The following is a 20754-nucleotide window of genomic DNA, read 5'->3' on the forward strand; positions in this document are numbered from 1 at the left end:
TCGATTCTGATAATATTACGGTGGTTACCCCGATTATAAAAAGCGGAAACACCACGGGAAAAGACCGATGAATAAAATTCTCAAGACTGTCGCGCTGCTTCCGTACGGGCGCGTCTATTGCCGCTCCCGGCGGTTTCTGGAAAAATCGCAGTGGTGGAAACCCGAAGACCTGGCCCGGTATCGTTCCGGCAAAATCGAGGCTCTGATCCGTCACGCCTGGGACCGGGTGCCTTTTTACCGGGAGGCCATGGAGCGGGACGGGATCGAGGCCGCCGATATTCGGAGCGTTGTCGATCTGGCACGCCTGCCGGTTCTGAGCAAAGAACAGGTCAACGAGAATTTCGCCCGATTGGTCGCGGCGGATTTCCCGGACCGGCTGATGCTCCTCTACTCGACCGGGGGGTCGAGCGGTCTGCCCACCCGGTTCTATCACGACGCCCGGGAGATGGCCTGGACGGAGGCCGCGGTCAACCGGTCGTATTCCTGGGCCGGATACAGGACCTTGGAGAAGTTTCTGCTCGTTTCCGGTCTCCCCGCAGAGAAACACAGCGTGATCAGCCTGCTGCGCCGGCTCCAGGGGCAGCGGCGGATATCGCTCTTCGGCGCCGGGAAAGACGAGATCGAACAATCGCTCGATTATCTGTTGCGCCTGCGGCCCCACGGGCTCAAAGGATATGTTTCCTGGCTGGAGATATTGGCCGGGGCTTTGAAAAAACGGGGAGGCCCCGCGGTCTGGCGGCCGGCCCATGTCATCACTTCCTCGGAAAAACTCACTCCCCGGTCCCGGGAAATCCTCCGCCGGGGGTTCGGGAGCGAGCCCTTCGAGAATTATTCCAGCCGCGAATTCATGCTTGCGGCCGAATGCCCCAAGCATCGGGGGTTGCATATCGCCGCCGAGAACGTCGTCATCGAGACGGCCAGGGACGGTGTCCCGGTGGCTCCCGGAGAGTGGGGGGAAATCCTGGTAACCGACCTCAACCGTTACGGGATGCCGCTCATCCGCTACGCCATCGGCGACGTCGGCGTTCTCTCCGACCGGGTCTGCGCCTGCGGCCGAGGCCTGCCGATCCTGGAGGAAGTGGTGGGCAGGGTCTCGGACATCATCCGGACTCCGGAGGGGAAACTCATCGCCGCCCCGGCCGTGGCCCATATATTCAAGGACCTCCCTGTACAGGCGTTCCGGGTCATCCAGGAAAACGAGAAGGAGCTGACGGTGCGGGTGGTGCCCCGGGACGGTTACGCCGCCGGGCATGAAGCCCATATCCGGAATGCTTTCCGGGGTATCGAAATCCGGATCGAGTATGTGGAGGATATTCCGGTCCCCGCTTCGGGCAAGAACATCATCGTCGAATCGAGGATAAAAGTTTTTTAGAGTGAAAGGGACGTATCACGCAAAGGCGCAAAGAAGCCAAGGCGCGAAGGAAAAATGACTGAAAATGAAATAGGAGAACCAGTTCATTTAAAGCAATTGCTCACCTATTTGCGGTTATCCGGTTTGAGACTTGGTTTCCTTCTGAATTTTGGCGCCGACTTGATGAAAAATGGAATTAAAAGGATGGTTAACGGTTTGGAAGAGGAGAGTAATCTTGGCGGCTTTGCCCCTTAGCGTCTTTGCGTGATGGAAAAATAAAAGTTTTTTAGACTGAAGACTGAAGGCTGAAGGCTGAAGGCTGAAGATAGGGCAGAAATAAGAAAATCCAAATAAAGGTATGAGAGATCACACCAAACTGAGAGCGTTTGAGTTGGCTGATGAGGTGGCGTTATTGGTCTACCGAGTCACCGCTCTTTTTCCTAAAGAGGAGCAGTATGGGTTAACTTCACAAATGAGACGAGCTGCGGTATCGACAGCTTCCAATATCGTTGAAGGTTGTGCCAGAGCCACTACCTTGGATTACGTTCGCTTCCTCTCCATTGCCTTTGGTTCGACAAGGGAGCTACATTATCAATATGACCTGGCGCAACGATTGGGATTTTTAGTTCATCAAGATTCAGACTTGCTTGGGATAAAACTTATTGAGACGGAAAAAGTTCTTAATGGCTTAATTCGCTCGTTGCAGGACAAATAATTCAATGAATCCTTCAGCCTTCAGTCTTCAGCCTAATCTCCTATTGAACAATACCGTTGCTGTGGTGGAGACGGGGTTGAAGGATTACCCTGGGACACCGCCGTTCGATCCCCCGGAGGTCTTCCCCGAGCTGGAGCGGCTTCCGTTTCGGGTCGGCACCGACCCGGGGAACCGGGTTTACTCCGGGGTGCGCGAAACCCTGAAGCTCCTGGGGCTGGACCGGGAACGGTTCGGGACCAGGGAGTGGAATCCCCTGGGAGAGCTGATCCGCCCCGGGAACAAGGTGGTGATCAAACCCAACTTCGCCCTCCACTACCACCGGGGGGGGGAAACCCCACTGTCGATCGTGGTTCACGCTTCGGTTCTGCGGCCCCTGATCGATTACGCCCAGCTGGCTTTGCAGGGAAGCGGGGAACTCCTGGTTGCCGACGCGCCCGTAACCGACGCCGACTGGGAGAAGCTGATCGAAGTCAACCGGGTGCGGCCGATGCTGGAGATCCTGAATCGATCGTATCCGCTCCGGATCGGCTTGCGGGACCTGAGAAGGGTCGTGGTCTCCGGCTACGATCAGAACAACCTTTTTCTGGACCGCCGCGTGCAGGGTTACGGCGCCCGGCACACCACGATCGTCAACCTGGGGAAACACAGCGCTTTTTACGGCCTGCCCCCGAAAATCGAGAAGCTCTACTACGGGGCCGATTTCGACCGCCGCATCCCCCAGGCGCACCATCGCGGCGAAATCCAGGAATATTCGGTGGCGGCCGATATTCTCGAAGCCGATGTCGTCATCTGCGTTCCCAAGCTCAAGACCCACAAGACCGCGGGAGTGACCCTGAGCGTCAAAAACATCGTGGGCATCAACACGGACAAGAATTTTCTGCCTCATTACCGGATCGGCGAGCCGCGCGACGGGGGCGACGAATATCCCGATACCGGCGGCCAGTGGCTCCGGTGGAAAGGGAAGCTGGTAAGAACGGCCATAGACATCGGCCTGGGCCGGCTCGGCTCGGTTGTGGCCCGGCCCCTGAACCGGTTGTTGAACTTCTACCGGCGATTCTCCCTGGGGGAACGGGCCGCGGACCCCACCATCGAGACCGCCGACCTCGTCTACAAGCGCCTGCTCGGCCGCCGGGTCCGTTGCGGCCATTGGTACGGAAACGACACGCTCTGGAGATTGGGAGTCGACCTCAATCGGGTTTTACTCTATGCCGACCGCGACGGCGTTATCCACGAAACCCCCCGAAGGTCGTATCTCTCCCTGATGGACGGCATTATCGCCGGGGAAGGGAAGGGGCCGATGGTTCCGGATCCCCGGCACGTCGGGGTCCTGATCGCCGGGTTCAACCCCTTGGCCGTGGACCGGGTTGCCGTCGGCCTGATGGGCTTCGACGAGGCCAGGCTCCCGATCGTGGCCAAAGTGGCCTCGGCTCCCGGCCTCTCCCTGGGCGGGTCCCGGCCCCCGGAAGTATGCCTCGTGCCCGGGACCGATCTGCCCCATCTTGCCCCCTTCGAGCCGGCCCCGAATTGGAAAGGTCATATAGAGAGAGGCATGGAGCAGAGAGCATAGAGCATAGAGTAGAATGAAAGATAGGATAAATAGGGAGAATAAATCGGAGCCCGATATGGCAGGAAAGGCTAAGTTCAGATTTGAAGATCTTGAAATCTGGCGTAAATCTGTCGAGGTTGGGATCAAGTTATTGGATATAGCAGATGAGGTAGAGAAGAAGAGACTTTTTCGCTTTGCAGACCAAATTCGGGGTGCGGCTCTTTCGATGTCGAATAATATAGCTGAGGGTTCCGGAAGTAGGTCGCGAAAAGAGTTTAATCAGTTTCTGAATATTGCCCGACGCTCCACTTTTGAGAATGCCAACATGCTCTTTATCCTTCAAAAGCGAGATTTAATCAGCATCGAACAAAAAGAATACTTATTGGTTGAGTTAGATACGATCTGTCGGATGATCAGCGGTTTCCAGAAAACTCTACGTGGATAGTTGTCACTCTATGCTCTATGCCCTATGCTCTATGCTCTTTCCCCTGAACCCTAGGTTTTTGTCGGATGATCAGCGGTTTCCAGAAAACTCTACGTGGATAGTTGTCACTCTATGCTCTATGCCCTATGCTCTATGCTCTTTCCCCTGAACGCTGATTTATGAATCGGAAAAAGGCCAACTGGATCTTGACCGGAATCCTTGTTCTAGGCGCGGCGGCGCGCCTGGGGGGAATCTGGTACCGCCATTTTCCCGACGAGTCTTTTCAGCTTTACCGTTCCCTCAAAATCGGCGCGGGAGAGTTCACTCCGAATTGGTTCATGGGTGTCTATACCTACCTCATGTTCGGGTTTTACTCCCTGTTTTTTCTGGTCGGCCGGATAGGAGGAATATTTCCCAGTATTGAGGTTTTCATGGGGCGGTATTATACCGATCCACTCATATTTTATTGGGTTGGGCGCGCGGTTGAAAGCGCCGCCGGCATTGTTGGGATCTGGATGCTCTACCGGTTGGGCCGTTGTTTTTTTGATCGAGGCGTTTCCTTGGCATCCGCTTTTTTTCTGGCCTTTAATTTAACCCATATTCAAATTTCCCAGTTTGCTCGAGGCCAAGCCTTCGCTCTGCTTTTCGGGATGGCGGCTCTCTTCTTCGTGGCGGGGTATCATCGCCGGAAAAGTTTTCTAAAATTGATTGCGGTGGGAATATTTCTGGCCGCCGCTATCTCGATCCGGATCTACTATCTAGCTTATTTTATTCCCGTTGGAATTATTTTCTTCTCGTCAAGAACCCGGTTCGCCCAAAAGGCCTCCGACACCCTGGCATTGATAGGTGTATTTATTGCTTCGTCTATTCTGTTTACACCGGAGCTGGTTACGGATCTTCCCCACTTACTCGGTGGGTTATACAATGCCACGGCTTCTCTCTCGTTTAATGAAGGAATGGATACCAACTTTCTCGGGGCGGAGGTGAGCAATGGCTGGGTAGCTTATCTATTTACTTATTTGCCCGTCTCATTGGGTTGGCCTCTTTATGTAATCTCCTGGGCGGGAATGGGTTGGTTGGTTATCCGCGGGAGGAAGCTAAGCAGCGCGACCATCATTATATTTCCCATCGTATATCTAGCGGTAATGGGAAAATCGCAACTTGCCGCTCCTCGGTACGCAATACCGATCATGCCGTTTTTATTTCTGTCGGCAGCTTCCTTTGTGGGGGAGATAACATCGCACGAAAAGCTAAGGCGCCATGCATGGATATTCTCCATGGTGACGGTTCTCCTGGTCAGCCCCGGGATTCCGGAGATTGTTTCCTACGACCTTTCCCGAAGCGAATTCAACACCATCGACCTCGCTCGGCAATGGATATTGGACAACATTCCCGACCGCGCCGGAGTGGCGGTGGAAAGCACCGGTTATGCCGGGCCCAATATCCGGCTCTATTCAGTGATCGATTACGATATATATCGAATGTCGCCCGGGGAATTGAAGGCGCTGTACCGGGAAAGGATGAAGGGGGGAGAGACCGACTCTCGGGCTCTCCGCTACTTTATCGATCACCCCCCGACGCCGTGGCACCGGATTTACGACCTCAATGTCAAACAGCCGGTCGACATCGGCTATCTGCTTGAGGAAGGAGTCGAATATTTCGTCATCAGCTCGGGAGTTCGCGACGACTACGAAAACGACGACCTGGTCGAGGCCAAATACCCCCAACTGGTTCGCAACCGGCGGTTGTTCTACCGTTGGGTGGAGGAGGAGGGAAAGCTGCTCAAATCTTTTTCTCCCGGGCCTGCCTGCCCCGGTCCGCGCATCGATATCTATCGCGTTTATTAACCCCGGCCGTGAACCTCACCGGTCATCCTGTTTGAGGCTTTGTGGTTGACAACGTTTAGTATGTTCAATATATACTAAACAAAATTTCAGGCCCCGAAGGTAATCGTGGTTAATTCTGTAGAACAAGCAAGACGCGATATGATTGAAGCGGCGGGTAGGACCACTCAGGATTTTGGCTTGGGTCGTATCGTGGGGCAATTGTATGCGTTGCTTTATTTCAACCCCAGTCCCATGAGCCTAGACGATATGGCCGGAAAGCTGAAAATCAGTAAAGCTTCGGTCTCCACGAATATACGCGATCTTGTGAAATGGTCGGCGGTACGTAAAGTCTGGGTGGCCGGCAGCCGTCGGGATTACTATGAAGCCAGAACTGATTTCATAGATATTCTCCGTAAGGGTATATTACCGTTTGTCCGAGGCAAACTATCTTCATCCGTTATTGCTGCCGACGAATCGATCAAGCTGCTGACATCCATTTCCGATGAAGATGGACAGGTCGATAAAGGCGAGAAAGAGTTCTGTCGCAGCAGATTGGAGATGATTAAGAACTCTCATCGGAAAATAGCTCTATTGCTGGAATTAGGTAGCGGACTCGAATGATGGCCAAGGCCGGACAATGATGGAATCTTTGAAAGAATTATGGGGGTATAGACAGTTAATAATTACCCTTACGATCAGAGAAATCAAGATTCGCTATAAGCAAACGATTTTCGGAGTCGGTTGGGCTGTAATCCAACCCGTAGCGATGATGGTGATTTTTACCGTGATTTTCTCCCGGTTTCTTCATCTGGACAGCGAGAACTTTCCCTATCCGATATTTTCCTACAGCGCTTTAATTTTTTGGACGTTCTTTTCCACCTCGCTGTCTTTCGGTCCTAACTCTATGTTAAGAATGGCCGACCTTATCAAGAAGATCTACTTTCCCCGGGAAATTCTGCCGATCTCGGCGGTCCTGGCCGCGCTTGTCGATATGCTGATCGCCTCCGTGATTTTCGTTGCCTTTATGATCTATTACGGAATCCCCTTCGGTCCCGAACTTCTGCTGGTCCCTCCGCTGGTCTTTCTCCAGATACTATTTACCGTTGGTGTCGTCCTTCTTATGTCCGCCCTGAACGTCTATTATCGGGATATTCGACATGGCATTCCCTTTCTTGTCCAAGCCTGGATGTACGCTACTCCGATAGTTTTCTCGATGAGCAAGGTCCCCGAGCGATATCGGCCTTGGTATGTCGCGGTCAATCCGATGGCGGGGTTAATAGATGGTTACCGCCGGATCATCCTTCACCAGATGCCGCCCGACGGTTTTTTGACCCTGATCGTGCTGGCGATGGCGATTATCTGGCTGGTAATGGCTTACTCGATTTTTAAAAGGATGGAAGGAAGTTTTGCCGACGTGGTCTAGTGGATATGAATGAAGAAGGCATAATTTTCGATAAGGTCTCGAAAAAGTTTCGGATAAACCCTGGCGGTCTGTCCGATGCCTTTCACTGGCTGCGTTGGCGGATGCGCCCGGAGAACCGCGGGCTTCACCGCATCGATCCCGAGAGGGAGATCTGGGCCCTGCGTGATGTGTCCTTCCGGGTAAGGAAAGGCGAGGTAGTGGGCTTGATCGGTCCCAACGGAGCCGGCAAGTCGACCATCCTGAAAATACTCTCCCGCATCACTCAGCCCACTCAGGGCCGGGCCCAGATCTTCGGCCGGGTCGGAGCCCTAATCGAGATCGGCGCCGGTTTCCACAACGAGCTGACCGGCAAGGAAAACGTCTATATGAACGGCGTAATAATGGGGATGAGTCGGGCCGAGATCGGAGACCGCTATGACAGCATCGTGCGGTTTTCGGGGCTGGAGAAATTCATGAACACTCCCCTGAAGAAATACTCTTCGGGAATGAGAGTGCGCCTGGGTTTTGCCGTCGCTGCAAGTATGGAGCCGGACGTAATGCTTGTTGATGAGGTTCTGGCCGTCGGCGATGCCGATTTCCAGACTCGCTGCGTGGAGAAGATGCTCTCGTTCAAGGAAAAGGATATAGCAATCATCTTTGTTTCCCACAGTATGCCGTCGGTGGTGGCGATGTGCGACCGCTGTATTTTTCTCAAGGATGGAGAGATCCAGGCGGAGGGCGAACCGGCCGCTATGGTGGAAAAATATATGTCCTCAACCCGAAGTTCCCTGAGGACCAAGTCTGTTTTGGAGGAAGGAGAGGAGAAAATCCATTCACCATCTTCTAGTGTCCTCGAGATTCACAACGTCGAAATTCTCGATGGAGGGGGAACTAAGTCAGGGTCATTTGCCTACGGAGCGCCCCTAACTGTGAGAATTCATTATTCTGTTCCGGAAGCAGTTAAACCATTTGTCCTCATCCGTGTGATGTCCGGTAGCAGGGTGGCGTTTTTTGCCAGTATGTTTTTTGATGGAAATAACTGCTGTCTTTCCGGAAGCGGCCAGCTCGATTGTACTTTCTCGTCTCTTCCGCTTTTTCCAGGAGAATATCAGATAACAGGTTATATCCGCGGAGAGAAGTGTGTGGAGACACTTCTCTATCAGAGTCTATGGGGGACATTCAAGGTGGTCAGTGGCTACGAAGTATACGGTTTCGAGGGGAAGTATCTTCGGGCGTTCTCAAATAATTTTAATATGTCACCAATACACGTCCCCCACTCTTGGCGGGTTTCGGATGAGATACAGTCTAATACATGAATTAAAACGGGAAAAGGCTTCTCTCCAGGACTTTATTAGGTGGTATTGTTTTCATCGAAAATCTCCGCTACGCTATGAAACATTTCGCTTCAACGGTAGGAATTATCTGTACTGCATTCATCATCACAACCATACTTGGCGGAATGAGCGGGCGATAGAAATCCCCATATTTCTTAATCTGTTGCATCAATACCCTCCGGAAGTTGTTTTAGAAATAGGCAATGTACTTTCCCATTACCGACGATTAACCCACGATGTAGTTGATAAATACGAGATTTCGTTTCGCCGCTCGATTATACGCGAGGATGTACTGACTTACACCCCGAAGCGACGTTACGACCTTTGTATAAGTATCTCAACCTTTGAACACATCGGTTTGGATGAAGGTAATAAAGACCAAGAGAAAATACTGGGTTTGACGACAAGTTTTCAACGTTTTCTAAACCCTGGCGGGAGGGTGATTTTCAGCATTCCGCTTGGGTATAACTTATTCTTGGACGAAAGTATTTTTAATGGAAAGGTTCCGCTTGCCAATTGTAGTTTCATGCACCGGGTTTCAGCGGATAATAGGTGGGAGCAAACCGATATGTTTACTGCGTTCAAGCGGCAGTATGGCAAACCTTATCCGAGCGCAAATGCCCTGTTAATTGGTGAATACAGGGAAAATGATGATCGGTAAAGGCGAGGCTAAGTCCGACAGAATGCAATATTGTAGATTCTGTGATGATTATACCGGGGTACGTTTCATTTTTTTAAAAGGTGGTATTGCATATTTCAAGTGTAGCAATTGTGGCTTGATATTCACTACTTCTGGAACAGAGCATCCGTTAGTTAATTATGATCGAGCATATTACTTACGGGATACTAGGCGATATTTCCCGGAACCAGGAACTCCTAGTTATGAGAGAATGCGTCGGGGTTGGATGAAGAGGATTCGTAGACTGAAGGCTCATGCACGAGGGAGACGCTTACTTGATGTTGGATGTGGTACGGGAATGTTTATAAGCATAGCTTTGGAAGAAGGTTTTGACGCCTGGGGATTTGAAGTCCAGTCCGCCGCGGAGATAGCCGCTCAAAATAGTAGCATTAAGGGAAGGATATACACAGGCGAATCACTAGAATGCTTAAAAGGTGAGACTTTCAATGTGCTAACTATGTGGGGGGTGCTTGAGCATCTCGATAGTCCAGCTCTAATTCTGGGTGGCGTCGGTAAGTTATTAAATAAAGGGGGGATATTTGCCTTATCTACCCCAAATATTTCATCGATGAACAGGTGGTTATTTGGAACTAAGTGGCGTTTTTTTATCCCTAGTGAACATGTTATTCATTTTAATAAGGAGAACTTAAAAAAAGGGTTAGAACAAGCAGGTTTTAGAATAGTGAAAATTAACACGGTTTTTAGCCAGCCAGCTTTGCGCGAAGGGCTGTATTCATTAAATACAGTTATGCGTCATATTTTTATGATCTTGGCTATACCATTGTTATGGTTATTCCGCAGGCCATTAGAGTGGATAGGGTTGGGAGATACACTAGAAATTATTGCGGTTCTGCGCTGAGCGGAAAGTAGTATGCACCGAAAGAAAACAAGAGTTGTAGTAATTCACGATTTTTTGGCTCAATGGCGTCGGAATGACTTAGCCATTCTTCAGAACGAATTCGTGGTCAGGACGCTAGAGTGGAAGGGGGGTGGGACTTGGCCCCGGCTCCTGGCAGCCCTGGCCAGGGCAGACATTCTTTTCCTCTGGTTTGTGACCGGGTATGGCGCTCGGGCGGCCCAAATGGCCCGGCTGATGGGAGTCAAGACAGCACTCGTAGCCGGAGGGGTGGATGTTGCCGCGGTTCCTGAGGCGAATTACGGGGCCATGCGGTTCCAGCGGGGTCGGAAACGGGGTCGTTCAATGCTGGAAGGGGTGGATCTGGTCATTCCCTTCTCCGAGTTTTCGGCTTCCGAGGTCCGGCGCTGGGCCAGCCCGAAGAAGATGGAGGTTGTCTATGTGGGAGGAATAGACGTCGACCGATATCGTCCTGCCCGAGAGAAGGAGGATTTGGTTATAAGTGGTGGTTGGATTACACGTTCAAACCTGAAAAGAAAAGGACACGAAGACTTTGTCAAAGCAGCAGCTCTTTTGCCACATATCAAGTTCGCTCTGGTCGGGAAGGACCGGGATGGAACCATCGATTATCTTCGCACGATTGCTCCTCCCAACCTTGATTTTGTAGGGGATGAGCAAAGGCTGGAATACTTCCAGAAAGCAAGGGTTTATGTCCAGCTTTCGGCACACGAAGGGTTCGGGCTATCGGTGGCCGAAGCCATGGCCTGCGGCTGTATCCCCGTGGTGACCGGGAGGGGTTCGCTTCCCGAAGTTGTCGGAGAGACAGGTGTCTTTGCCGAATATGCTGATCCGGCTTCCGCCGCCGCGGCCATCTCCCGAGCCTTGTGCTTCCCGGCTTCAGCCGGAGAAAAGGCCAGGAACAGGGTAATCGCCAATTTTGACTTGAAAGCCAGAGAAAAGGGTCTGGTTCGAGTTTTGCGGGAGCTTGTTCAAGATAAAAAGGAAGAGACGATTGAAGACGATCGTGATCGGTCTTGATGGGGCCAACTGGGATCTCCTGGGGCCCTGGTTGAAAGACGGAGAACTTCCCAACTTAGCGCTCCTGCGGGAAGAAGGAAGCTGGGGAGTCTCATTGGCCCAGCTCCCAGCCGTTACCTGTCCCAACTGGCGCTGTTACTCCACAGGGAAGAATCCGGGAAAGTTGGGGGTTTATTGGTGGAAGATGCTTGATAAAAAGGCGCGGCGGTTGCGGGGCTTTGATGCGAAGACCTTCAAGTCCGCCGATTATTTCGATTATCTAGCGGAACGGATGAGAGTTGGGGTTCTGAACTTTCCCACTTCTTATCCCCCCAAGCGCACATGCGGGTTCTGGATAGCAGGGCCGCCCGATGCCGCCGAGACGGGGTATGCCGAGCCTCCGGAAATGGAGGTTCGTCTGCGCGAAGAGTTCGGATACCGGGTCCACCCTCGCATCCCGCTCCAGACCCAGGAGGACGATAACAAGGAGGCTATCGCGGGGATACTCGACTTAATTGGAACACGGTTCCGAGTCGCCGAGGCCCTTTTGGATGAGGTCGATTTTCTCCAGCTTTCGATTTATTATAGCAACAATCTTCAGCATTTTCTTTTCGATCATCCCGCCACACTTGCTGCCTGGAGAATAATCGACCGTTATCTCGGCATTTTTCGGGCGCGCCCCGATCTCCGGATTGTTCTCATGTCGGACCACGGGATAGGGAAGGTAAGTGCGACCTTCCATATTAACCGCTGGTTGGAGGAGGAAGGTCTGCTTTCTCTGATCCCGGGTGCACATTGGAGCCGGCGCCTGGCCGCGGTCAAACCTTTCGGCTTCAATCCCAGAGGTTTGTTGAAGGATTTCTTCGAGGCTCGCGGGCTCAAAGAGAGACTCCGTCACACCCTCCCCCGGGCCCTTTCATCTCTACTCTTCCTATCGGAGAGTCCCCTGAGCCCGATTCCTCTAGAAATAGTCGATTGGGAGAAATCCCGCGCTATTGGACTCGGTCAGGGGGTCGTCTATATTCTAAGAGATAAAGACGATGAGGAGTACTACCGCGTGCGGAGCCGAGTTAAAGAAGGCTTGACTAGCCTGAAAAATCCCGTTTCGGGTCAACCGGTTGCGCGGGGAGTCTACGCCCGGGAGGAAGTCTATCGAGGTCCCTATCTGGATTTTGCCCCTGACTTGGTGTTCGAACAGGCCCACGACCTATACACGGTGGCTTCGTACAACCCCACAGCCTTCAGTCTTCCCACCCGGTGGAGGGCGGAAAATGTCCGGGAAGGGATATTCCTGGCGGCTGGCGAGGGGATTCACCCGGGGCCGTGTCCCGGGCCGATTAACATCATCGATCTTGCCCCTACGATTATGCATTGGCTCGGGATGGAGATTCCCGAGGATATGGACGGCCGGGTTGTTGGGGAATTATTTGAAGCGGGGAGCGAACCGGCGGCTAGGACGGTGCGCAAACGCGAGCCCATCAGGGTAGATCCGGCCGTTGCCTCACCTTCCGAACAGGCCGAATTGACGCAACGCCTCGAGAGTTTGGGATATCTGTGACGGGCAGGTCATCCGAATGCTCTACTGCACCTACCAGGACCTTGGGCATCGCCCCGAGATCGAATACGTGTTCCATTTCCTAGCGAACCGTCTCCAATCGCCCGAGGTGGTCGTTGCTCCGTATGGAATGGGTGGTCCAGTCCCGGCTGAAGCCGTCACTATTGCATATGGTAGGGTGCCTCCTCCCGGCCATTCCCGTCGCTTACTCCAGATTATTCCCTCGGGTCTTATCGGTCGTGTCCCCGAGGTTGGCGTATCTAAGACAACGGCGGGACATAACGCTTGCCCGATACTCTTCGGGCAAAACCGGGCCGAAGAAACATTCCAGAACGGGAATGTTTCGGTCCGAACCGAAGAGGATCTTATTGCCGGGATATTTTATCTTTTAAGCCGCCTGGAAGAGACAAGAAGGGGGGAACGGGATAGATTCGAGCGTTATCCCGCGGCAAGGAGTTTATTAAGTCAATCGAACCTGCTGAAACAACCATTGGCCGATAGGTACGCCGAGCGGATCTTGGATTGGGTCCAACAAATCGGACTTTCCTTGGTGCGTAAGGCCCCCTGGTCCGGCCGGAAATTTGCTGCTTGTATCACCTGTGACATCGATCACTTCAGACGCTATCGAAGGTGGCAACTGTTCCGCGGCGCGGCGGCGGCTATTTTAAAACACGGCGATGTACGGGGGGCGATTCGGGCGGCCGGAGAATTATTTCTTTCCGATCCGTTCGATACCTTTCATTATTACGACAGCCTTTCCCGTGCAGCCTTTTACATTCTCGTCGGTGGGAAAACTCGATTCGACGGGTGCAACAGTCTCGAAGACAAGTCCTTTCGTCGGCTTATTCGCAGGCTGGGGCGTAAGCACGAGATAGGTTTGCATGGGTCTTATGATTCATTCCTCGATGCGGGATTGCTTTCCCGCGAGAAAGCGGCCCTGGAAGAAGTGACGGGGAGTCCGGTCATCGGCGTGCGCCAACATTTTCTTCGGTTCAGCGTACCATCCACGTGGCGGGTCCAGGAGGAATCCGGGTTCGTTTACGATACGACGCTTGCTTACGCCGAGGCCCCCGGCTTCCGGGCCGGAACCTGTTTGCCTTTCATGCCCTTCGATACCCAATTTCGACGCGAGATGGGTATCTGGGAACTGCCGCTAACGATAATGGAATCATCCCTGATCCGTTATCTTGACCTGGAGCCCGAACAGGGATTGAAACTAATGGTCGAGCTGATAGATGAAATCAGGTCCGTTGGAGGGGTTTTCGTTTTGCTCTGGCACAACTCCTCACTGGGAAGGGCTGCCCCCCCCGGTTGGAATTCGGTATTTGCCCGCACCATCGAGTATTTAAGGGAAAAAGAGGCCTTCCTGACCGTTCCGGAAGAGGTGATAGGGTTATGGAGTGCGAGAGCGCATTGAAGAGGGTGCTGCTGATCTCTTATTGGTTTCCCCCGGTGGGAGGAACCTGGGTCATGCGGGCGCAGAAACTCGCCAAGTACCTGCCCCGGTATGGCTGGGAACCGGTCATCCTCTGCGCCCGCAACCCTCATGAAACCGTGAAGAGGATGGATATGAGCCTTTTCGACGAGCTGCCGACCTCGCTTCTCGTTTACAGGGCGCGTTCGCCCGAACCTCTGTTTATGCTAGACACGGCCAAGCGGTTCGCGCGGCGCGCGATACCGGCGGGAACAGTGCGCGGCCGGCGGGCGCTTGATGCTCTCGACTGGCGCCTGGATCGATGGTACGACCGGTTCAGCCGCCGACTGGTTCCCGATCCCACGGCGGCCTGGATGCCGTGGGCCGGACGGTTGGGGCGCCGGATCATAACCCGGCACCGTCCGGCGGCGATCCTCTCCACGGCTCCTCCCTACAGCAATCATATCGTCGCTATGCGCTTGAAGAGGGAATCCGGGCTTCCCTGGATTGCCGATTGGCGCGATCTGTGGACCCTGGATAGGCGTTACTCGAAGACCGGTCGCCTCCGGCGCAGGGAGGAAGTTCTGGAAAGATCCGTTTTGAAAGAAGCGGACGCCGTTACCGGCATCCTCGATGAAATCAATGCCAGCCACATCGGGCTCGCCGGCGCGGAAAATCCGGAGAAATTCCACACCATCCCGCATGGGTTCGATCCCGATGATTTTCACGAGCCCCCCCTCGATCCGGCGCCGGGGAAATGGAATATTTCCTACGCCGGGACCTTTACCCAGGAAATCAGGCCCGGGGTGTTCCTCGACGGCGTTCGCCACGCCGTGGACGCCGACGCGCGGCTGGCTGAAAAACTCAGGGTCAACTTCATCGGTTCGCCCAACCCGGAATTGGCTTGGGCGGTGGCGGAAAGAAAACTGGAGCCATGGGTCGCCTTTACCGGTTTTCTGCCTCATCGCCGGGCTACCCGGACCATGATGGGATCCGATCTGCTCTTGCTGGTTCTCGGCGACGTTCCGCGGGGCGAGATGGTGGTTTCCAACAAGATTTTCGAGTATCTGGCTTCCCGGAGGCCGATACTGGCTTTGGTGTCGGAGGGCGCGGCGGCGGAAGTGATCCGTGCCACCGGTGCGGGTCTGGTGGTGTCTCCCCCCGACCCGGCCGCGGTGGCCGCGGCGATTACAGCCGCGTTTCACGGTAAAGGAGCGGCCCGGTGCCGGGTCGACGCTTCCAAGTTGGATGAGTATGATCGGTCTCTTCACGCCCGAAAGTTTGCCGAAATCCTGGATGGCTTAACGGGACGGGAAACATGACGCGAGGGAACGAGGGGATGGAATCGGAGAATACACGGGAGTGGAAAAGGCTCGAGCGGGCCCACCACAATCTCATCGCCGGTGAGTACGATTGTTGGTATGCCATGCGGAGGCATGAGGAGGCCGAGTTTGGTCCGGCGGCGAAAAAAGTCGAAGAACTGTTTTCCCGGTTTCGAGGCGGTTGTTTTCTCGATTGCGGAACCGGAACGGGACAGGTAGCCGTTGAAGCGGCTTCCGGGGCGGGAATGGTGATAGCGATGGATATCGCCGAGAAAATGATAGATATCGCTCGGAAAAGAGCGGAAGAAGCCGGTCTTTCGGCGAAAATCCACTTCGTTGTCGGGGACGCGGAAAACCTGCCGTTCGCTTCCGAGGTGTTCGATTGCGTAACCATAACCGGTACGCTGCATCACCTGCCCAGATTCGATACGGCGATCTTCGAGAGCGTCCGCTGCCTTAAAGCGGGGGGGGGCATCAGGATCCAGGAGCCAACGGATATCGATCGCAACCCGGTTGATCTCCTGGTGAAGATAGTGGAAAAAGCCGGGAAGATAGTTCTTGGGCGCAAGGCCTCTCCGGTTGAAAAACCCTCGGTCGGAACTCCTCGGGAAAGGGGGCTTTCTCCCCGGGCGCTTCTGAGAATGGTGGCCGACGCCGGTGTTAATTACCGTGTATATTTCAGGACCGGCTACCCCTTCAGCCGTCAAATTTTCGGGCACAGAATGGGGACGAGACTCGCGGAAGGGGCTAATCGGATCAACGGTTTCTTGAAACGGGGCCGAATACTCCTTCTTCTCGGGATCAAGTCGAAACCATAGCGGTTCGGGTGATGAGCGGGGAAAAAATAACGGTTGTCTGTAACGATCTTTCTCATCAGCCATTCGGCCGAGCCGCGCTGCTGGCCGAAGTCCTTGCTCTGCGCTACAAGGTCGAAATCGTCGGGATAACCGAAAAAAGCGGACTTTGGGCCCCGTGGGCATCGACCCACATCCCGATCAGGAGTGTGGAAGTCTCGACGGGGGGGCGCCTTTTCCCGGGTTTCGTCAAAGCGCTCCACCGACTGAAAAATCTGATCGACGCGGATGCCGTGTACGCCGTCAAGACCCGCGTTCCCAGTCTGCTCCCGGCCCTGCTGGCAAAAAAGAAGGCAAGAATACCGGTCGTGGTCGATATCGACGACTGGGAGTCTTCCTTGTATACATCATTCCGGCTCCGCGACCAATCCAAACGCGAGCTTCTCCGGGACCCGGAGAGCCTTTTATATACGCGTTGGGCGGAAAAGGCGGTAAAACGGGTCGACGGCGTGACGGTGGTGTCGAGCTTCCTCCGCGATTATTTCGGTCGTGGGGTCCTGTTGCCCCATGGGCGCAACACCGATGTGTTGGACCCGAAGTTGTTTTCGAAGTCGGAAAACAGAAAACGCCTGGGATGGGACGATTATCGAATAGCGGTTTATCTGGGAACTCCGACTCGGCGGGCCTTCGATGTCGAAACCGTTGCGGCGGCCGTGGGGTCCGTATCCGATCCGAGGTTTCGGTTGGCCGTCATAGGAGCCGGAACCGGCTCGACGGTTATTCGAAATCTCAAGGAAAAGATTGGAGATAAGCTCGTTGTCGAGGAAACCGTCCCTTTTTCTCGGATGCCGGAATACCTGACCGCCGCTGATGTAGTGCTGCTGCCTTCCCCGGATGTGCCGACGATGAAGGCTAATATCCCCGCGAAACTTTTTGACGCGATGGCCTTGGGCTGCCCGATCGTGGCTACGGCGGTTTCCGATATCCCGTCTATACTCCAAGAATGCGGGTGGCTGGTCCCTCCGGGAGATCCGGTTCGCATGGCCGCGGCTCTCGATAAAGCTCTCGGGGACCGGAATCGAGCCGGAGAGATGGGGGCAAAGGCGAGAGAGAGGTGTATTGAAAAATACGGTTATCCTAAAATGCTTGAAACCTTGATGAACGTTTTCGAGCCGCTGATCGGTTCGTCATCCCGATCGGCAAGGGAGCATGCCCAATGAGTATCGATGCCAATTACGAATTGATGTTCGGGAAGAGCGAGCTTCCCCAGTTCCAACCGATGGGTTTGACGATGTTCCCGATATTCGTCGACGCCGAACGGATCCGGGAAGCGATGGAGCGGGCCCGGGAGATCGGCAGCTGGGTTCTGGTGTTCTGCATCGGGACCAAGCCCTGCTACTACAAGTTCTGGGGCTCGATCGCCGCCGCCCGCGACGCCGGTATCCCCTACCTGATCCTGGACGCCGGGCAGCATTACGATCCCCGCCTCACCCACGGGAAAGACGAGTTCGATTTCAGGAAGAACGTGGCGGTGGAACTCGGTATCCGCGGCGATCTCGCGCTCAAGAGCGCGGAGCTGATGGTCAAGATGCGCTGGTTGGGGAAAATGCTGCGCGAGCGCTGGCCCGAAGTCACGGTCGTTCCCGTGGTCCTGGGAGACACCATTCTTACCAGCATGATCCCGCCCGCCTGGATGTTTTCCCGGGGGGAAAAAGCGATTCAGAACGAGGCGGGGCTGAGAAGCATGGCTCCCCGGGAGATGAAAGGAATCGTCGAGCTCGAACCCGGGGCTTTCATCGAGAAGCAGTTCAACGGGCCCTGGGAGCTGCTGCGTGACGAGCCGATGCCGGAACAGTTCGACACCTTCACCTCCGCCGCCGGTTCCGAGTTTCATTTCGCTCCCCTGGAGCTGAACCGGGACCACCTCCTACGGGAAGGGCATTCCGCCGAAAACATCTGGGTCATCGGCGGAGTGGTCAGCGACGCTCTGGAGCTCAAGCGCCGGGAACGGGACCCCGTCAGCGTCTTCGATGAGTATCCCCAATTACGGCGGGGCGACTGGCTGAGGATAGATATTCACCGGCGCGGGAACCTCACTCCCCACCGATTCCGGTCCATCGTCGAGGGTATCGTCCGCCTGGTGGAGGCGGGCCGGAACGTGAATTTCGTGGAGATGAACGCGACCCGCCACGCTCTCGACGTCTACGGCCTGCGTCCCGATCTCGACCGTCTCCGCGGGCGGCCCAATTTCCTCTATACCGAGGTTTGGCCCAAGTATTCCCATGTGATCGAGTTTCTCGAGTCCGACCGCTGTTTTTCGGTCCTCACGGACTCGGGCGGCGTTCAGGAGGAGATGAACCTGCTGGGAAAGCCCTGCCTTACCTGCCGGTTCAATACCGACCGGCCGGAAACGGTCATGCAGGCGCGGAGCAACCTCCTGGTTCCCCCGATCAGCGGCGAATTCATCGAAACGATGGTCGGTTACCTCTTCGAAAATCCGGAACTGTACCGGAAGATGGTCCCCCGGCGCTCCCTCTACGGCAGCGGCGCCGGGAAGAAGATGATCGAGGTGGTGGCGGACCTGATCGAGCGCGGGGCCAAGCCGTTCCGATGGGCCCACCAGGCCGAAGGCTTCGAATTCCCGGACGAGGGCGACATCGAATACCTGAAATTTTAGGAGCAGGGAAGTCGGCACCTGATTACTCTGATTTACTCTGAATGGAACGGTTAGGATGGAATATCTCTATAGCGAGACGACGGAGAAAATAATACAGGCTGCTTATCGTGTGCATAAGACACTGGGTTTCGGATTTTTGGAAAAAGTGTATGAGAATGCCTTGGCCGTCGAACTCGGCAATACCGGTATGATGGTGGAACAACAGAAGCCTTTAGCCGTGTATTATGAAGGAAACATTGTCGGCGATTTCGTCATCGACATGCTCGTGGACGGGAAGATCGTGGTAGAGATCAAGGCGGTTAAGAAACTCATCGATGTGCATGAGATTCAGTTATTGAACTACTTGAAAGGTTGCCGGCTTGAAGTCGGACTGTTGATTAACTTCGGAACCTCGGTTCAAACCAAGAGGAAATACCTGCATCATTAACAGCCGGTCAGCCCACGAGAAATGTTCCTACGATTTATCAGTCAGAGTTAATCAGAGTAATCAGGTGCAAAAAGGATTCGGGGGAAGGAAGCATAGGGCTTAGAGCGTGGAGCATAGGATGGTGGAAAAAGAGGTTTAGTGCAGGCTCTGCTTTCCCATTAAAAATTTCCCTTTGCAGAGTTAATCAGAGTAATCAGGTGCAAAAGTTTCTCCGGCTTGAAAGTATGCAATGACTAATTTACCTGACAGGGTCAAATCGGCCAACCGAGCGGTCTTCGATCGGGGCGCTTCCCGCTACGACGAAGAAAATCCCGCCCATTACAACCGCGTCACCCAGGCCCGGATCGCCGAGGTGCTGGATATCATCAGGCAAGGAGCCGACGGCGGTCGCCTGCTCGACGCCGGGTGCGGGACCGGGAACGTTCTCCGCGAAGCCCGGAATCGTTTTTCCGAGGTTTTCCAGTTCGATATCAGTTTCGAGATGTGCCGCCGTGCGGCGGGAAAGGGAGCCGACGTCGTCTGCGCCGACTTCGACCACATTCCTTTTCCGGCCGAGACCTTTTCGGGGGTGACCGCGTTTTCGGTTATTCATCACTTGGTCGATCAAAAGACATTGCTGGCCGAAACGTTCCGGGTCCTCCAACCCGGAGGGTTTTTTTACGCCGATTACGATCCCAACCGCTTTCACGACGCCACCCGGCGGGGAAGGGTATACGACCGGATCAAGGCAGCCCTGGTACGTCTGCGCGGCAGCCGGATTCGGAGGCACGAGCACCCCCCCGACGGCCATGGAGAAGCGGAACTGGCGGAATACGGGCATCACGTCCTCAAAGGTCTGAATCCGGCCGAATTGGAAGAACAGCTTCGTGCAGCCGGATTCCGGGAAGTCCGGTTTTATTTCCATGACGATTACAGTTCCCTGGACGGTTGCGGCGAGCAGCGCCGGTGGTTCCGCCGTTTCGGGCGCCTGGTGGGATTTGTCCTGGGAAGGACTCGTCCCGATTTTTTTCCTTACCTGCTGACCCTGGCCAGGAAATGAATGGGGAATAGCCACAAGAGGGAAAAGAGGAAGCCACAAGAGGCACAAAAGGGCACAAGAGGATCTTTAGAAGTTTGAAGACGGGCTGAAGATGCCGCCCAGCAGCCAGTGGGAGCTATGGGCCTTTTCCCATCGGGAAAATTGTTTGACCATGAAGGACATGAAGTTCATGAAGGGGGGAAGGGGGTGAGGTTGGGGGCTACTGAATACTGAATACTGTATTCTGAATTCTTCCCCAATCAGGGTTAATCAGAGAAATCAGGTGCAAAGATATCCAGGGGAAGAGGGGAGAGATAGCCACAAGAGGCACAAAAGGCACAAGAGGATCTTTAGAAGTTTGAAGACGGGCTGAAGATGCCGCCCAGCAGCCAGTGGG

Annotated in this window: 18 protein-coding genes and 1 pseudogene; 18 read left to right on the forward strand and 1 reads right to left on the reverse strand. The window is 54.3% G+C overall.

The window, feature by feature from the left end; all coding sequences use genetic code 11:
* The first annotated feature begins 67 nt into the window (after positions 1–67).
* The 14 genes and pseudogenes from PLZ73_02005 (at position 68) to PLZ73_02070 (ending at position 15441) form a co-directional block, all read left to right on the forward strand.
* The gene (locus PLZ73_02005; protein ID HOO76642.1) at positions 68–1372 is read left to right on the forward strand and encodes a hypothetical protein; all 1305 of its coding nucleotides are present in this window, start codon (positions 68–70) and stop codon (positions 1370–1372) included.
* A gap of 78 nt (positions 1373–1450) precedes the next feature.
* Positions 1451–1606: pseudogene (locus tag PLZ73_02010) on the forward strand (GxxExxY protein).
* 103 nt (positions 1607–1709) lie between these two features.
* Entirely contained in the window at positions 1710–2066 is a 357-nt protein-coding gene (locus tag PLZ73_02015) for a four helix bundle protein (GenBank protein HOO76643.1), read from the forward strand.
* Between the two features lie 76 nt (positions 2067–2142).
* Positions 2143–3633, forward strand: a complete 1491-nt coding sequence (locus PLZ73_02020; GenBank protein HOO76644.1) for a DUF362 domain-containing protein — start codon at positions 2143–2145, stop codon at positions 3631–3633.
* Between the two features lie 55 nt (positions 3634–3688).
* A complete protein-coding gene (locus PLZ73_02025; GenBank protein HOO76645.1) occupies positions 3689–4057 on the forward strand; it encodes a four helix bundle protein in 369 nt (122 codons plus the stop codon).
* 158 nt (positions 4058–4215) lie between these two features.
* On the forward strand, positions 4216–5883 hold the full coding sequence (locus PLZ73_02030) for a glycosyltransferase family 39 protein (protein ID HOO76646.1): 1668 nt from the start codon (positions 4216–4218) through the stop codon (positions 5881–5883).
* 138 nt (positions 5884–6021) lie between these two features.
* A complete protein-coding gene (locus PLZ73_02035) occupies positions 6022–6483 on the forward strand; it encodes a hypothetical protein (GenBank protein HOO76647.1) in 462 nt (153 codons plus the stop codon).
* Positions 6484–6499: 16 nt separating this feature from the next.
* On the forward strand, positions 6500–7285 hold the full coding sequence (locus tag PLZ73_02040) for an ABC transporter permease (GenBank protein HOO76648.1): 786 nt from the start codon (positions 6500–6502) through the stop codon (positions 7283–7285).
* A 5-nt stretch (positions 7286–7290) separates the two neighbouring features.
* Complete coding sequence (locus PLZ73_02045; GenBank protein ID HOO76649.1) at positions 7291–8580, forward strand: ABC transporter ATP-binding protein; 1290 nt, start codon at positions 7291–7293, stop codon at positions 8578–8580.
* Between the two features lie 908 nt (positions 8581–9488).
* Positions 9489–10136, forward strand: coding sequence for a class I SAM-dependent methyltransferase (locus PLZ73_02050; GenBank protein ID HOO76650.1), 648 nt, complete (start codon positions 9489–9491; stop codon positions 10134–10136).
* Positions 10137–10478: 342 nt separating this feature from the next.
* Positions 10479–11171, forward strand: a complete 693-nt coding sequence (locus PLZ73_02055; protein ID HOO76651.1) for a glycosyltransferase family 4 protein — start codon at positions 10479–10481, stop codon at positions 11169–11171.
* The gene (locus PLZ73_02060) at positions 11146–12708 is read left to right on the forward strand and encodes an alkaline phosphatase family protein (GenBank protein ID HOO76652.1); all 1563 of its coding nucleotides are present in this window, start codon (positions 11146–11148) and stop codon (positions 12706–12708) included. The genes PLZ73_02055 and PLZ73_02060 overlap by 26 nt, the downstream gene beginning before the upstream one ends.
* Before the next feature lie 16 nt (positions 12709–12724).
* Entirely contained in the window at positions 12725–14122 is a 1398-nt protein-coding gene (locus PLZ73_02065; GenBank protein HOO76653.1) for a polysaccharide deacetylase family protein, read from the forward strand.
* A gap of 5 nt (positions 14123–14127) precedes the next feature.
* Complete coding sequence (locus PLZ73_02070) at positions 14128–15441, forward strand: glycosyltransferase (protein HOO76654.1); 1314 nt, start codon at positions 14128–14130, stop codon at positions 15439–15441.
* Here PLZ73_02070 and PLZ73_02075 read toward each other — a convergent pair.
* Positions 15387–16322, reverse strand: a complete 936-nt coding sequence (locus tag PLZ73_02075) for a hypothetical protein (protein ID HOO76655.1) — start codon at positions 16320–16322, stop codon at positions 15387–15389. The genes PLZ73_02070 and PLZ73_02075 overlap by 55 nt on opposite strands.
* Here PLZ73_02075 and PLZ73_02080 point away from each other — a divergent pair.
* From PLZ73_02080 to PLZ73_02095, 4 genes are all read left to right on the forward strand, one after another.
* Positions 16271–17455: a glycosyltransferase family 4 protein gene (locus PLZ73_02080; protein HOO76656.1), complete on the forward strand. Its 1185-nt coding sequence runs from the start codon at positions 16271–16273 to the stop codon at positions 17453–17455. The two genes, PLZ73_02075 and PLZ73_02080, sit on opposite strands and share 52 nt — an antisense overlap.
* Complete coding sequence (locus PLZ73_02085; GenBank protein ID HOO76657.1) at positions 17452–18912, forward strand: UDP-N-acetylglucosamine 2-epimerase; 1461 nt, start codon at positions 17452–17454, stop codon at positions 18910–18912. Before PLZ73_02080 ends, PLZ73_02085 begins: the two co-directional genes overlap by 4 nt.
* 55 nt (positions 18913–18967) lie before the next feature.
* Positions 18968–19339: a GxxExxY protein gene (locus PLZ73_02090; GenBank protein HOO76658.1), complete on the forward strand. Its 372-nt coding sequence runs from the start codon at positions 18968–18970 to the stop codon at positions 19337–19339.
* A gap of 229 nt (positions 19340–19568) precedes the next feature.
* On the forward strand, positions 19569–20378 hold the full coding sequence (locus PLZ73_02095) for a methyltransferase domain-containing protein (protein ID HOO76659.1): 810 nt from the start codon (positions 19569–19571) through the stop codon (positions 20376–20378).
* Positions 20379–20754 lie beyond the last annotated feature (376 nt).

This window comes from bacterium, assembly GCA_035380285.1.
In the GTDB taxonomy this organism is placed as follows: Bacteria; Auribacterota; Erginobacteria; order Erginobacterales; family DAOSXE01; genus DAOSXE01.